Origin of the sequence: Klebsiella sp. ZJOU C1 (assembly GCF_035620215.1) — a bacterium.
Lineage (GTDB): Bacteria > Pseudomonadota > Gammaproteobacteria > Enterobacterales > Enterobacteriaceae > Klebsiella > Klebsiella variicola.
Map to the genome: position 1 here is coordinate 2,733,442 of NZ_CP141644.1, position 12,498 is coordinate 2,745,939.

Below are 12,498 nucleotides of genomic sequence, written 5' to 3' on the forward strand. Positions count from 1 at the left end.
ACTTTATTAAGATAAAAATGTGAAATAAGAATCGGCATTAACGGTAATGGTAAGTTTCGCCAACAAGACGCAGAACGTCGAGATATAACCCGTATTCAGGGGCGCCGCGTCCGGCGCCCCCTGCGATTTACCTCGCGGCTACTCCTCGTACGCCGCGTGATGGAAATCAATTTCCCACTGCAGCACCTCGCCGTAAAGCGCCGATAACGCCTGCTTTTCGTCTTCACTCAGCGCCATGGCGCAGCGGTCGAGTTCGTTTTTTAGCCAGAGAGCCTGCTGATAAAATTCGTCCTCCGCGTGCATTTCCACCCAGCGTTGTAAATCAGCATCGCTCTGATAATGTTCGCTCGCCCGTCGGCACCAGCAAGAGTACATCCATTCCGCACCGAACATCAGGGTCACAATCTGCTCATAGCTGCCCTCGCGGGCGGTCCGCAGCATACCGTCGCGAAAGCGCCGTACCCCGGGCAAATCATCCGGGTACTCAGCGGGATCGATCTGCCGCGCTGACAACACCTGTTCAAACCACGCGATCTGTATATCAACCAGGGCATTCAGCACGCCAATCAGCCAGCGCTGTTGTTGAATACCCGGCGCTTTGCTGACCCCGAGGGCAACAATCGCGATTGCCGTCGCGACAAAGTTGCCCTCAAACACCAGATAGCGGTTGAAGACGACTGTCGGCAGACGATCCTGTTCGATATCAGTCACAAACGGGTGCTGCTGCATCGCCTGCCACGCCGGTTGATGTTCGCGCAGCAGGCGTTCGCTAAACGCTTCCATTAAGCTTCCTCCAGCGCGGCCTGCGCGACCGACATAAAATGCTTCACCCGGGCCAGCTCAACATCGTTCCACCAGACGCCATCGACCTTCATTGTACTGGCCACAATGACCCCCTGAGTCCGCCCGAGGATCTGCTTCACGTTAGCCGGTGTCACCCCGGAGCCCACCAGGAGCGGTAGTTCCGTCGCCGCGCGGATCTCGTCAATTTCCGCCATCGTGGCGCTATCGCCCGTACGCTGGCCGGTGGCGATCACCGCGTCAGCCTCGAAGAAATCGACATCGCGCGTCAGTTCCTGAATCGAACGATCGGCGACAATGGCATGGCTACCGTGCTTAACGTGGCTATCGGCAAAAACGCGAATATGTTCAGCGCGCAGCATACTGCGGTAGCGCAGCGCCTTAGCGGCCGCCCCTTCTATAAATCCTTCGTTGGCGATATAGGCGTTGGCCCACTGGTTGACGCGGACGAAATCGGCGCCTCCCGCCAGGGCGATCGCCATTGCCGGGATCGCCGCGTTAGCCAGAACGTTAATGCCCAGCGGCACAGCAAAACGTTCACGAACTTTCTCGGTAATGACCGCCATCAGCGCTGAGGTTTCATGGCCGATATCCTCAGGTTTAGAGAAAGGAATATCGCCATGGTTTTCAATAATCAGACCATGAACACCGCCTGAAATATAATTTTCAGCATCGCGAAGTGCACGTTCAACAATATCAGAGACTGATTTTCCTCGATATTTTGGCGAGCCAGGAAATGGGTCGCAATGAATAACGCCAATAACAGCCTTGCTTCGTGAAAAAATAGCTTGTATTGCGTTCGTTTTTTCTGCTGAGATAGCAACCATCTTATCCATCCTGTTAAGGGAACACTATGCGTGTTTACGTTACTGGTAATATTACCGTAGATGAAACTTGGTCCATTCCGGATATACCGAAAAAAGGAGCCTCCATTCACGGCGTTAAAGTGTCGCAGGATATCGGTGGTAAAGGCGCGAACCAGGCGATTATATTATCCCGCTGCGGAATAGAGACGCGTTTAATTGCCGCCACGGGAAATGACAGCAACGGCGCGTGGATCCGCCAACAGATAAAAAATGAACCACTGACGCTACTACCCGACGGCCATTTCAATCAACATAGCGATACCTCGATTATTTTAAATAGCGCTGATGGCGACAACGCCATCATTACCACTACGGCGGCGGCCGATACATTCAGCCTGGATGAAATTATTCCGCATATGGCGGATGCCGTCGCTGGCGATATTCTGCTACAGCAGGGCAATTTCTCCCTCGATAAAACGCGGGCGCTGTTCCAGTACGCCAGAAGCCGCGGCATGACGACGGTATTCAACCCCTCACCTGTCAATCCTGACTTTTGCCATCTGTGGCCACTCATCGACATCGCTGTGGTCAATGAATCCGAGGCCGAGCTGCTCCAGCCATACGGGGTGAAAACCTTAGTGATTACCCAGGGTGCCGCAGGCGCCTGGCTGGTCCAGGAGGGCCAGCGTCAGTTTTGTCCCGCCGTGCCCGCCGAGGCGCTTGATACTACCGGCGCGGGCGACACGTTCCTTGCCGTCATGTTGGCTTCCGCCCTGCTGCGCGGCGTCGCGCCGGATGCGCTGGCGCTGGCGCACGCCAGTCGCGCTGCCGCCATTACCGTTAGCCGCCGGGGAACGCTCAGCGCGTTTCCCGGCAGCCATGAGCTCGCCGCCCTGTTAACCACGGGCGGCGCGCGCTGACCTACTTAAACAGTGGACGGTATGAATCGACGTTCGCTTTGGTTACCACCGTCGCCGGAACCAGAATGGTTTTCGGCACGGTTTTACCCGACGTGATGCTGTTCAGCGCATTCAGGGCTTCGGCGCCCATCTTTTCCGGGTCCTGCTGCAGTACGGCGGTGACGTAGCCGCCGTCAATACCGGAAATCGCCTTCGCCGTCAGATCCCAGCCAAAGACTTTAATATCTTTCTGCCGCCCCTGGTTTTCTACGGCGGCGATAGCGCCGAGCAGCGCGGGTTCGCCGGTGGCATAAATCGCTGTCAGATCCGGGTTACCGGTGATCAGGTTTTCCGCCGCGGTCATCGCTTTATCCTGCACATTCTGCCCGTCGACCACGTTAGCGATAGTAATCTTCGGATTGCTTTTCAGCGTCTCTTCGAACCCTTTCTGCCGCTGGTTCTGAATGGCCGAATTCAGCGCGCCGACAATACCCAGTCGCGCCTGGCCGCCCATCTCTTTCTGCACGTAGTCCACGAAGTATTGACCAATAATTCTGCCGCCTTCAATATTATCAACGCCGACCTGAGCTGCCTGTGGTCCGGCCGGTAATACGGCATCAATCGCAATCACCGGAATGTTTGCGGCGGCGGCTTCTTTAACCGCTGGCATGATCCCGTTAACGTCGATAGCAGCAACCAGAATGCCTTTAACGCCTTGCTGAATATAGTTTTCTATCGCGTCGTTTTGCGCCACGGGATTATCGTTAGAGTTAAAAATAACTAAATCCTTGCCACTGGCTTTGGCCGCATCCTGTGCGCCTTTATTCATCAGATTAAAGAACAGCGCCTGTTGGTTGATTTGTACCAGCGCATAAGTCGGACCGGCAGCGCTGGCGGCAGAAATAAAACTCATTGATGCCAGCATGGTCGTGGCGACAGCAAGGAAACGCAGTTTTCCGGTGTGAAATAACATCATCAGTATCCTCGTCGGGAATAGTTGATAGCCAGCAGAGTTCCGCGCCGCATGCGAACGCAGAAGGATTATTTTTTGGCGGGCAAATATCGTCTATATCGCCAGAACAATCATTGAACGTTCGGCGGATACCTGCTTAATGTCATCCCGGCAACCGGTCCGTGTCGGTGCGCGACTGGAATAACTTAAACGGGGTTGGGAATGACTTCCCGGATGATGCGGTAAACTGCCTATACAATTCTCTGCTGATTAAAATTTGTCAAGCATTTATTTTTGGTGATTGTTCGCAGAGAAATTGCTGTATCCACCGCGCTTAACTATGTTACAGATAGCCGATTCTGGCAGAAATGGCGCAGGAAATGAGTATAAAACGCGTATTGTTATCCGATGTGGCAAAGCTGGCGGGGCTGTCGAAGGCGACCCTGTCGCGCTATATGAACAACAGTATTGTGCTGCCGCAGGACACCATCGACCGCATCGAAACCGCCATTCGCGAACTGGACTATCGCGGCAATAGCCTGGCACGTCGTCTTAGCAAAGGCGGCAGCGAAACGCTTGGCCTGGTGCTTCCCGATATTACCAACCCCTTCTTTGCCGAACTGGCCGACGCTGCCGAAGAGGCTGCTTCTGCCAGCGGCTACAGCCTGGTGCTGTGTATCACCCGCAACAACCCGGAAAAAGAGTGCCAGTTCATTCGCTGGCTGGATACCTGCCAGGTCGACGGTCTGCTGTTCACCACCAACCGCCCCGATAACGGCCTGCTGCGCAAGGAGGTCCAGCGTCACGAACGCATTGTCCTGCTGGATGAAGATATTCCCGGCAGTAAGGTACCGAAAGTGTTTGCTGATAACGTCCAGGGCGGGCGGATCGCCACCGAAAAACTGATCGCCGCCGGGCATCGCCATATCGCTTTCGTCGGTGGCCCGGACAAGCTGATGAGCGTCCGCGAGCGCTATCAGGGCTTTTGCACCGCGATGGAGCAGGCGGGCCTGAGCTGGCCGCCCGAATGGGTGATGTATGGCGACTACCAGCGCGAGTTTGGCCAGCAGGCGCTGCGGTACCTGTTCAGCCAACCGGTTCGCCCTACCGCCGTCTTCGCCGCCAGCGACTATCTGGTGCTCGGTCTGCTCGACGGCTTGCGCGCCAGCGGGCTCCAGGCGCCGGAAGCGCTTTCGTTAGTCGGCTTCGATGACGCCAACTACGCCGATTTTACCCAGCCGCGGATCTCCACTATCCGTCAGCCTGCCCGCGAACTGGGCCGCACCGCGGTGAACATCATGATGCGCCTGTTAAACGACGATCCGGATATCCCTGCGGAAACCCGCCTGCCGGTTGAATGGATTGGCCGCGACTCGATCAAGATCTGTTAAGCCCGTCCCAAAATGGCGCAAAAGCGCCCGCTTTTGGCGCAAAAAACGATCAATTAACAATTTATTCACTATAATCAGTAAACCGGTTTACCGGATTGTATTCAATTAAGTGTATTGAATACATAAGGTTAAGTTACAGGGCTGCTGTGTGGTTCCTGCCCTGGCACGGATGCTGCAATGTTCTTACTGGCGAACAAATATCTTACATAGCGTTTGTCCTGACTGCCCTGGCGAGTGCTCTATTCCGCAGGTAAACCGGTTTACTAGATTGTAAACCGTGTCGGATAGAGTCCCTCCCGCAGGATGGCGAACATTTTCCCGGCCACAGCGATGGGAGTTATCAGATGCAGCAGCCACAAACTACCCCGCCAAGGGTAGAGATGATCAATATCACCAAGACCTACGGGTCGATACGCTCATTGCGCGGAGTCAACCTTGAGCTGGCCCCGGGCGAAGTGCTGGGCTTAGTGGGCGATAACGGTGCGGGGAAATCCACCCTGACCAAAGTGCTCTCTGGCGCGGTGATCCCCTCCAGCGGCACGATTCGTATCGACGGTGAACAGCAACAGTTTACGAATCCGGCCGATTCGCGCCGTTGCCATATCGAGATGGTCTACCAGGATCTGTCGCTCTGCGACACGGTCGACGTCGCGGGCAATCTGTTTATGGGCCGTGAGCCGATGAAATCGGTCCTCGGCATCCCCTTTCTCGACGAGGCCAAAATGCACGCCGATGCCAGAGAGATGCTTAAAGGGCTCGGGATCTCCATTCCGGATACTCACCTGCTGGTGCGAAATCTCTCCGGCGGCCAGCGCCAGGCTATAGCCATCGCCCGCGCCGCGGCCTTTGACCCGAAAGTGCTGATTATGGATGAACCCACCGCCGCGCTGGCCGTCGCGGAAGTTGAAGCGGTTCTGGAGCTCATTCGCCGCGTTTCCGCTCGCGGGGTGAGCGTGATTCTGATTACCCACCGCCTGCAGGACCTGTTCCTGGTCTGCGACCGGATCATGGTGATGTATGAAGGTACGAACGTCGCCGACAGACGGGTGTCCGACACCAGCCTGAGCGATATCGTTAACCTGATTGTGGGCGAAAAATTCACCGCCCGCTCTGCGGCAGCACATTGAGGTAACAGGATGAGTATCATGAACTTAAGCAGCTCCCGCATGATCCAGCATTCGCTGCCGCGCCGCCTGCTGCATAACCACTCAGGCGTGGTCAGCATCGCGCTCTTTTTCGTCTTCTGCTGCGTGGTGTTTTCGCTGATCACCAGCAACTTTCTCACCGGCACCAACTGGCTCAACATTATCCGTCAGAGCGCCCCGCTGCTGATCGTCGCGACGGCAATGACCCTGGTCATTACCACCGGCGGTATCGATCTGTCGGTGGGCTCCACCCTGGCGCTGGTCGGCGCACTCTCCGCTATCGCCCTGAATAGCTGGAGTCTGCCGTGGCCGGTGGTCCTCCTTGGCGGCCTGCTGCTCGGCGGATTCGTTGGCGCCATCAACGGCTTCTTTATTGCCTATGAAGGCATTCCGGCGTTCATCGTCACGCTCGCCACCCTGGCCGTAGTTCGCGGCATCGCGCTGCTGGTCACCCAGGGCTACTCGATTCCGGTACCGGCTGACAGCCTGTTTACCTTTATCGGACGCGCGTGGGTAGTTGGTATCCCCATGCCCGCGCTGATCGGCATGATGATACTGGTGATCGGGCATGTCGTTCTCAACCATATGCGCTTTGGCCGCTACGTGACCGCTATCGGCGCCAACGCCGAAGGCGCGCGGCGCAGCGGCATTAACACCAAAGCGGTCACCATGAAGGTCTATATCATCAGCGGAATGGCCGCCGCGCTGGCGGGGATGATCATTACCGCACGCCTCGGCAGCGGCTCTTCCAACCAGGGCGAAGGCTTTGAACTGCAGGTCATTGCTGCCGTTGTGCTAGGCAGCACCAGTCTGTTTGGCGGCTTCGGGACTATTATTGGCACGCTGCTGGGCGCGCTGTCGATTGCGGTCATTCAGAACGGGCTGATCCTGTCGCATATTTCGCCGTTTTACACCCAGATAGCCACCGGCACCATTATCCTGCTGGCTATCTGGCTGAACACCCGCATTCTCAACCCGACGCGCTCCGCGGCAAAAGGATAGCTGATGAAAGGATCAATTTTTCGCCATCCCTCCCCGCTGCCGGTTGGCGTCAGCAGCGGTTACGTAATGACTGTGCTTGGCCCGCTGCCGATTAACGAAATGGGCGTTACCCTGATGCATGAGCATATTCTGCTGGATGCCTCCGGCAAATGGGTGCCGCCCTGCTGCTGCAGCGATCGCCATCTTGCCGAAATGCCGGTGAAAATGGAAAACCTTGGCGAACTGTCGCTTAACCCGCTGATGAGCCGCGATAACTGTCAGCTGTTTGATGTCGACGTTGCGATTGACGAGCTGACTAAATTTCGCGCTCTTGGCGGAGAAACGGTGGTCGACCCGACCAATATCGGCATTGGCCGCGATCCGAAAGCGCTGGCGCGCATCGCGCGCCTGACCGGTCTGAACATCATTATGGGTACCGGGCTCTATCTGGAACCTTCGCACCCTGAGTGGGTAAAAATCAGCAGCGTCGAACAGCTGACCGAACGGCTGATTTACGATCTTGGCGGCGCGGAGGAGAAACCGGAGGTGCTCGCAGGACTTATCGGCGAAATCGGTATCTCCAGCCGCTTTACGCCGGATGAGGAGAAATCCCTGCGCGCTGCGGGTCGGGCCAGCGCCGCGACCGGCGTGCCGATCGAGGTCCATCTGCCTGGCTGGGAGCGGCTGGGCCATCGGGTGCTGGATATTCTCGAGCAGGAAGGCGCCGATTTACGCCATACCGTGCTGTGCCATATGAATCCCAGCTTTGCCGATAAGCGCTACCAGCGCGAACTGGCGCAGCGCGGGGCGTTTCTCGAATACGACATGATTGGCATGAGCTATTACTACGCCGACGAGTCGGCGCAGTCGCCCTCCGACGAGGAGAACGCCCGCGCGATCCGCGAGCTGATTGACGACGGCTACATCCAGCAAATTCTGCTGTCGCAGGACGTCTTCCTGAAAACCATGCTCACCCGCTACGGCGGCCACGGTTATGGCTACATACTCAAGCATTTTGTTCCCCGTCTGCGGCGCCACGGCGTCAGCGGCGAACAACTTGAAACCTTAATGATTGGAAACCCCCAGCGGGTCTTTGGCGGATAAAAGGAAACGTCATCATGCAGAAAAAAATCTTACTGGTCGGTGAGTCCTGGACCAGCACGTCAACGCACGTTAAAGGCTTCGACCAGTTTGCCACCGCCACCTGGCACACCGGCGCAACGGACTTTCTGGCCGCGCTCGCCGACAGTCCCTATGCCATTACCTATATGCCCGCCCACGCGGCGGCGACCGACTTTCCGCTGACGCTGGAAGCGCTGCAGGAGTGGGATGCGATTATTCTCTCGGACATTGGCGCCAATACGCTGCTGCTGCATCCGGACACCTGGCTGAAGAGCCGCCGAACCGCCAACCGTTTAACGCTCCTGCATGATTACGTGGCCGGCGGGGGGGCGCTGATGATGATCGGCGGCTATTACAGCTTCCAGGGAATCAACGGCGGCGCGCGCTACCGCCATACCGCGGTGGAGAAAGTGCTGCCGGTACGCTGCCTGGCCTGGGACGATCGCATTGAAACCCCGGAAGGCTGCTATGCCGAAGTGACGGAATCTCACCCCCTGTTTAACGATATTCCGGGCGAATGGCCGTGGCTGCTGGGCTATAACGAAGTTGAAATGCACCCGGAAGGCAAACTGCTGGCGACCGTGGCCGGTACCGGTCATCCGCTGTTGGCTGTTCGCGAATATCAGCAGGGTCGTTCGCTGGTGTGGACCAGCGACATGTCGGCGCACTGGCTGCCGGAAGAGTTTGCCAAATGGCCCGGCTATCGCCAGCTATGGATTAACTGCCTCGACTGGCTGACGGAACGCCGCTGATGACCACGACCCTTGAGCTCGCCCGGCAGCTGCTGGGCTTTAACACCATTAACCCGCCGGGCAGCGAAGCTGACTGCATGCGGTTCTTCGCCGACTGGCTTGACGATAGCGGTTTTGAGGTTTCGCTGTCGTCGTTCGGCGAGGGACGCTGCAATCTTATCGCCAGCCTTCCCGGGGCGAAGAGCGGTAAACCGCTGGCCTTTACCGGACATCTGGATACCGTCCCGCTGGGAAATGCCCGCTGGCAGTACGATCCTTTTGGCTCGCAGATGGAAGACGGGCGTCTTTATGGCCGCGGATCCAGCGATATGAAAGCGGCGATAGCGGCGTTTGCCGTCGCCTGCGTTCATCAGCGGGAAGCGATCCTCGCCGGACGCGGCGCGGTATTGCTGATAACCGGCGGAGAAGAGACCGGCTGCGACGGCGCGAGGGCGCTGATCGCCTCCGCAACGTTGCCGGAGATGGGCGCGCTGATCGTCGGTGAACCCACCGCCAACTATCCGGTTATCGGCCATAAAGGCGCGCTCTGGCTACGCTGCGAAACGCGGGGGAAAACCGCCCACGGCGCGATGCCGGAGCTGGGGATCAATGCTATCTATCTTGCGGCGGATGCGTTGGGTAAGATTCAGCATTTTTCGCCAGGCGCGCCGCATCCGCTAATGAAGCAACCCACCCTCAACGTCGGACGCATAGAAGGCGGACTCAATATTAATTCCGTACCGGACCGCACGCGTTTTGATGTCGATATCCGCAGCGCGCCCAATTTACAGCACGCCACTATCCGGGAGCGCTTGACGACGCTGCTTGGCGAAAGCGTCACCGTCTCCACGCTGGTCGACCTGCCCGCCGTCCTCAGCCGGGAGGATGACGCGTGGATTAAGCAGGTTTACCAACGCTGTCAGCCGCTGCACGCTGAGCCGATTGCGCCGCGCGTGGTGCCCTACTTTACCGACGCCTCGCTGCTGCTGCCTGCATTGGGCGATCCGCCCTGTATTATTCTCGGCCCCGGCGAGCCGTCGATGGCGCATCAAACCGACGAGTACTGCCTGCTCAGCCGACTGGCGGAGGCAGAACAGCTATACGGTGACATTATTCGCGACTGGATGGCATCACCGCCCGCGACGAAAGTAAAAAATGAGTGACACTGTCACTGAAAGCGCGTGCCATGCATTCAGCGTTTGAATAATTTCGCGGAATAACAGAGGATAACCGCCTCGTACACGACGGTATCCCCACCAGCAAGGAGGCTTAGCATGTCCGTGAAAACCAACGCTGTGCTCGTTTGCACCCTCTCTTTACTTCTTTCCGCCTGCTCGGGTGGTGCTTCTGCGCCGGACAGCGCCGAAGACGCTAAAATATCGGCTGAAGTGGATAAGATACTTCGCGATTATCAAACGGGTTCCGATACTTCACCCCAGGCCAATGCCTCACGCTATCTGGCGCGGATCCAGGCGGCTATCTTCGCTAACATAGACCAGCCGGCCTCCTGGCAAGGGCAAAAATGCTCGGTGCGCTTTACGCTACAGCGTGACGGGACAGTGCAGGATCCGACGGTCGAGAGCGGCGATCGGCCATTCTGCGCGCAGGTGATGTCCGCGCTGAAAAAAGCCAACATTCCGCCCGCGCCAGACGAAAAAACCTATCAAACATTCAGTCATGTCGTGCTGGACGTGAAGCCCTGAGCTTGCCCGCAGAAATGGCCCCGGCCATCACCAGGGCCATTTCGAACAAGATAAGCTGACAGCCCTTCTTAACAGACGCTTTTTGGCGATCAGCGAGGAATGATTCAATAGTAACAGGCTGGCGCAAGCCTGTTTTTTTTCCATTCTTCAGGATCGTGGCCGGGTATGAATACCGCATGATATCGCTCGGTAAGCTGACGCAGCTTTCGCACTGACTGAGCGACATCAGTAGCAGACGTCATTAGCCCCGGGAGCGCCTTCTCATGGTAATGATCTAAGGTATAAGCCGCATCAATCGCTAGCGTAAAATTTGTACCACCGGGTAAGCGGATAAGAAAAGATTGATGGCCTGGTGAATGCCCTGGGGTGAAAATACACTGCAGCGTGCCATCACCGTAAAGGTCATAGTGATCATCGGACAACCCGTTCAGAAATAGCCAGTTAAGTTGGGGACGATCGAAATCGCGTCGGCAATAGGCTCCCGAAGTAAACCAGTCAGGGGCAAAGGCATATTCATACTCTTGCCTCTGGACAACATGCGTAGCATGGGGGAAGCGACCAATTGCTCCCGTATGATCAGAGTGCAAATGGGACAGGACCACATAGCGGATATCCTCAGGAGCAATGCCAATCCTCTTAAGTTGTTCCACGCAACCCTGTTCTTCTGACATCACCGGTTTAAACTGCTCTACAGTACTTCCCCAATAACCGCTGGGATCTTTCAATCCTTCGACAGCCAGACCGCCGTCAATCAGCGTAAACCCATCCGGATGGGTCAGCAGAAACCAGGGAACAGGGATCTCATAATGCTCTCCCACGCCCTGATTCATCCGGATATGCTGATATCGACAATGCTGTGTTCCTGACTGGAACATGAAAAGCTTTATCTCTGGCATCATTATTTTCCACTAATAAATCAATTAAATAGATTGAAATTTAGCCTGACTCAGGCCTTGAGTCTGGATTTTTCATCATTTCGTAGGAAAGCAGTAGATGCCTGTCCCCACTTACATTTATCGGTAAAGCCAATATAATTGGTGAATGGATCTCTTCTCAGCAATGCGCATATTTATCAGGGTGGTTGAACGGGGCAGCATGTCGGCTGCAGCCCGCGATCTCGGCATTGGCCAGCCCGCCGTGAGTGAAAGAATAGAAAAACTGGAAGCACATCTTGGGACACGTTTGCTTAGGCGCAACACGCGTAACATGTCTCTAACGCACAGCGGTAACGTGTTTTATGAGCGAAGCAAAACGGCCGTTCAGGCGGCAGAGCATGCTCTTTCTGTGAATGAGGAAAATCAGGGGCTGCAAGGCAAAATCCGTATTGCCGCGCCCTATTCCGCCGGAGAAAGCCTGCTGATGCCTGCATTGTTGCAGCTTCAGAACGAGCATCCGGAGCTGCAGGTCGATGTCATTTTTAACGACCGCGTCATCGATCCCGTCACCGAGGGGGTCGATTTATCACTGAGGTTAGGTGATGTCTCCGAAGGCTTTTTTGTCGCACGTCCGCTTGGCGCCGTGCGCAGAGTGCTAGTGGCCTCTCCGGCTCTGCTGGCGAAAATGGGTCATCCTGACACGCCGGAAGCGCTGACAGATTATCCATTTGCTGCTGTTTCCGGTGTATTCGCCAGTAATCGCATTCAATTGATCGCTTCCGAAGATCAACTCATTAATGTTCCCGTCAATATTCAATTTCAGTCCACGCACTGGCGGAGTGTCCTCTCCTGGTTATTAGCGGGACATGCCATTGGTGTTTTGCAAAGTCCGGTTTGCAGAAAAGAAATGGCAGACGGCGCGCTCATCCCCCTCTTAAGCCACTATCCGATCCCGCCATTTAGTGCCTGGTTGCTCCATCCACCAGCTGGGATGATGTCGTATGAAACGCGAATTTGCGCCTCCCTGCTGGAGGGCTATCTCAGAGATTTGTTGCTTGAGCCGGCCGGCTGAATAGAACAGCGCCTCCCTGG

The 12,498-nt window shown here is 56.3% G+C and carries 13 protein-coding genes; 9 read left to right on the forward strand and 4 right to left on the reverse strand.

Going from position 1 to position 12,498, the window contains the following annotated elements:
- Positions 1 to 138: 138 nt before the first annotated feature.
- Positions 139 to 783: a TenA family protein gene (locus SPE70_RS13045; RefSeq protein WP_064170238.1), complete on the reverse strand. Its 645-nt coding sequence runs from the start codon at positions 781 to 783 to the stop codon at positions 139 to 141.
- On the reverse strand, positions 783 to 1,628 hold the full coding sequence (locus SPE70_RS13050) for a BtpA/SgcQ family protein (RefSeq protein WP_004176161.1): 846 nt from the start codon (positions 1,626 to 1,628) through the stop codon (positions 783 to 785). The genes SPE70_RS13045 and SPE70_RS13050 overlap by 1 nt, the downstream gene beginning before the upstream one ends.
- A gap of 26 nt (positions 1,629 to 1,654) precedes the next feature.
- Between SPE70_RS13050 and SPE70_RS13055 the strand changes: the two genes are divergently transcribed.
- On the forward strand, positions 1,655 to 2,527 hold the full coding sequence (locus tag SPE70_RS13055) for a PfkB family carbohydrate kinase (protein WP_032456053.1): 873 nt from the start codon (positions 1,655 to 1,657) through the stop codon (positions 2,525 to 2,527).
- A gap of 1 nt (position 2,528) precedes the next feature.
- Here the strand turns inward: SPE70_RS13055 and SPE70_RS13060 are convergent, their stop codons facing one another.
- Positions 2,529 to 3,482 (reverse strand): ABC transporter substrate-binding protein, encoded by a 954-nt coding sequence (locus tag SPE70_RS13060; protein ID WP_004176159.1) that lies wholly within the window; start codon positions 3,480 to 3,482, stop codon positions 2,529 to 2,531.
- A gap of 344 nt (positions 3,483 to 3,826) precedes the next feature.
- Here SPE70_RS13060 and SPE70_RS13065 point away from each other — a divergent pair, with 344 nt between their 5' ends.
- From SPE70_RS13065 to tolA, 7 genes are all read left to right on the forward strand, one after another.
- Positions 3,827 to 4,849 carry a LacI family DNA-binding transcriptional regulator gene (locus tag SPE70_RS13065; RefSeq protein WP_004190069.1) on the forward strand — a complete coding sequence of 341 codons (1,023 nt, stop codon included), beginning with the start codon at positions 3,827 to 3,829 and terminating at the stop codon, positions 4,847 to 4,849.
- 380 nt (positions 4,850 to 5,229) lie between these two features.
- Positions 5,230 to 5,976, forward strand: coding sequence for an ATP-binding cassette domain-containing protein (locus tag SPE70_RS13070; protein WP_074186512.1), 747 nt, complete (start codon positions 5,230 to 5,232; stop codon positions 5,974 to 5,976).
- An 18-nt stretch (positions 5,977 to 5,994) separates the two neighbouring features.
- Complete coding sequence (locus SPE70_RS13075; RefSeq protein WP_165455207.1) at positions 5,995 to 6,996, forward strand: ABC transporter permease; 1,002 nt, start codon at positions 5,995 to 5,997, stop codon at positions 6,994 to 6,996.
- A 3-nt stretch (positions 6,997 to 6,999) separates the two neighbouring features.
- Positions 7,000 to 8,079, forward strand: a complete 1,080-nt coding sequence (locus SPE70_RS13080) for a phosphotriesterase family protein (protein ID WP_012541711.1) — start codon at positions 7,000 to 7,002, stop codon at positions 8,077 to 8,079.
- A 14-nt stretch (positions 8,080 to 8,093) separates the two neighbouring features.
- Positions 8,094 to 8,849 carry a glutamine amidotransferase gene (locus SPE70_RS13085; protein WP_008804865.1) on the forward strand — a complete coding sequence of 252 codons (756 nt, stop codon included), beginning with the start codon at positions 8,094 to 8,096 and terminating at the stop codon, positions 8,847 to 8,849.
- On the forward strand, positions 8,849 to 9,991 hold the full coding sequence (locus tag SPE70_RS13090) for a M20 family metallopeptidase (protein WP_064170239.1): 1,143 nt from the start codon (positions 8,849 to 8,851) through the stop codon (positions 9,989 to 9,991). Before SPE70_RS13085 ends, SPE70_RS13090 begins: the two co-directional genes overlap by 1 nt.
- Positions 9,992 to 10,102: 111 nt before the next feature.
- Positions 10,103 to 10,531, forward strand: a complete 429-nt coding sequence (gene tolA, locus SPE70_RS13095) for a cell envelope integrity protein TolA (RefSeq protein WP_008804864.1) — start codon at positions 10,103 to 10,105, stop codon at positions 10,529 to 10,531.
- Between the two features lie 104 nt (positions 10,532 to 10,635).
- Here the strand turns inward: tolA and ahlK are convergent, their stop codons facing one another.
- Positions 10,636 to 11,430: an N-acyl homoserine lactonase AhlK gene (ahlK, locus tag SPE70_RS13100; RefSeq protein WP_004224867.1), complete on the reverse strand. Its 795-nt coding sequence runs from the start codon at positions 11,428 to 11,430 to the stop codon at positions 10,636 to 10,638.
- A gap of 160 nt (positions 11,431 to 11,590) precedes the next feature.
- On the opposite strand from ahlK, the gene SPE70_RS13105 reads away from it, so the two are divergent.
- Positions 11,591 to 12,478: a LysR family transcriptional regulator gene (locus SPE70_RS13105; RefSeq protein ID WP_043875263.1), complete on the forward strand. Its 888-nt coding sequence runs from the start codon at positions 11,591 to 11,593 to the stop codon at positions 12,476 to 12,478.
- Positions 12,479 to 12,498 lie beyond the last annotated feature (20 nt).

What these genes read in the sequence shown, in the direction of transcription:
- SPE70_RS13060 (WP_004176159.1), bottom strand. Translation starts at nt 3,482, where the DNA reads ATGATGTTATTTCACACCGGAAAACTGCGTTTCCTTGCTGTCGCCACG.
- SPE70_RS13045 (WP_064170238.1), bottom strand. Translation starts at nt 783, where the DNA reads ATGGAAGCGTTTAGCGAACGCCTGCTGCGCGAACATCAACCGGCGTGG.
- SPE70_RS13070 (WP_074186512.1), top strand. Translation starts at nt 5,230, where the DNA reads ATGATCAATATCACCAAGACCTACGGGTCGATACGCTCATTGCGCGGA.
- tolA (WP_008804864.1), top strand. Translation starts at nt 10,103, where the DNA reads ATGTCCGTGAAAACCAACGCTGTGCTCGTTTGCACCCTCTCTTTACTT.
- SPE70_RS13050 (WP_004176161.1), bottom strand. Translation starts at nt 1,628, where the DNA reads ATGGTTGCTATCTCAGCAGAAAAAACGAACGCAATACAAGCTATTTTT.
- SPE70_RS13055 (WP_032456053.1), top strand. Translation starts at nt 1,655, where the DNA reads ATGCGTGTTTACGTTACTGGTAATATTACCGTAGATGAAACTTGGTCC.
- SPE70_RS13090 (WP_064170239.1), top strand. Translation starts at nt 8,849, where the DNA reads ATGACCACGACCCTTGAGCTCGCCCGGCAGCTGCTGGGCTTTAACACC.
- SPE70_RS13075 (WP_165455207.1), top strand. Translation starts at nt 5,995, where the DNA reads ATGAACTTAAGCAGCTCCCGCATGATCCAGCATTCGCTGCCGCGCCGC.
- SPE70_RS13065 (WP_004190069.1), top strand. Translation starts at nt 3,827, where the DNA reads ATGGCGCAGGAAATGAGTATAAAACGCGTATTGTTATCCGATGTGGCA.
- SPE70_RS13105 (WP_043875263.1), top strand. Translation starts at nt 11,591, where the DNA reads ATGCGCATATTTATCAGGGTGGTTGAACGGGGCAGCATGTCGGCTGCA.
- SPE70_RS13080 (WP_012541711.1), top strand. Translation starts at nt 7,000, where the DNA reads ATGAAAGGATCAATTTTTCGCCATCCCTCCCCGCTGCCGGTTGGCGTC.
- SPE70_RS13085 (WP_008804865.1), top strand. Translation starts at nt 8,094, where the DNA reads ATGCAGAAAAAAATCTTACTGGTCGGTGAGTCCTGGACCAGCACGTCA.
- ahlK (WP_004224867.1), bottom strand. Translation starts at nt 11,430, where the DNA reads ATGATGCCAGAGATAAAGCTTTTCATGTTCCAGTCAGGAACACAGCAT.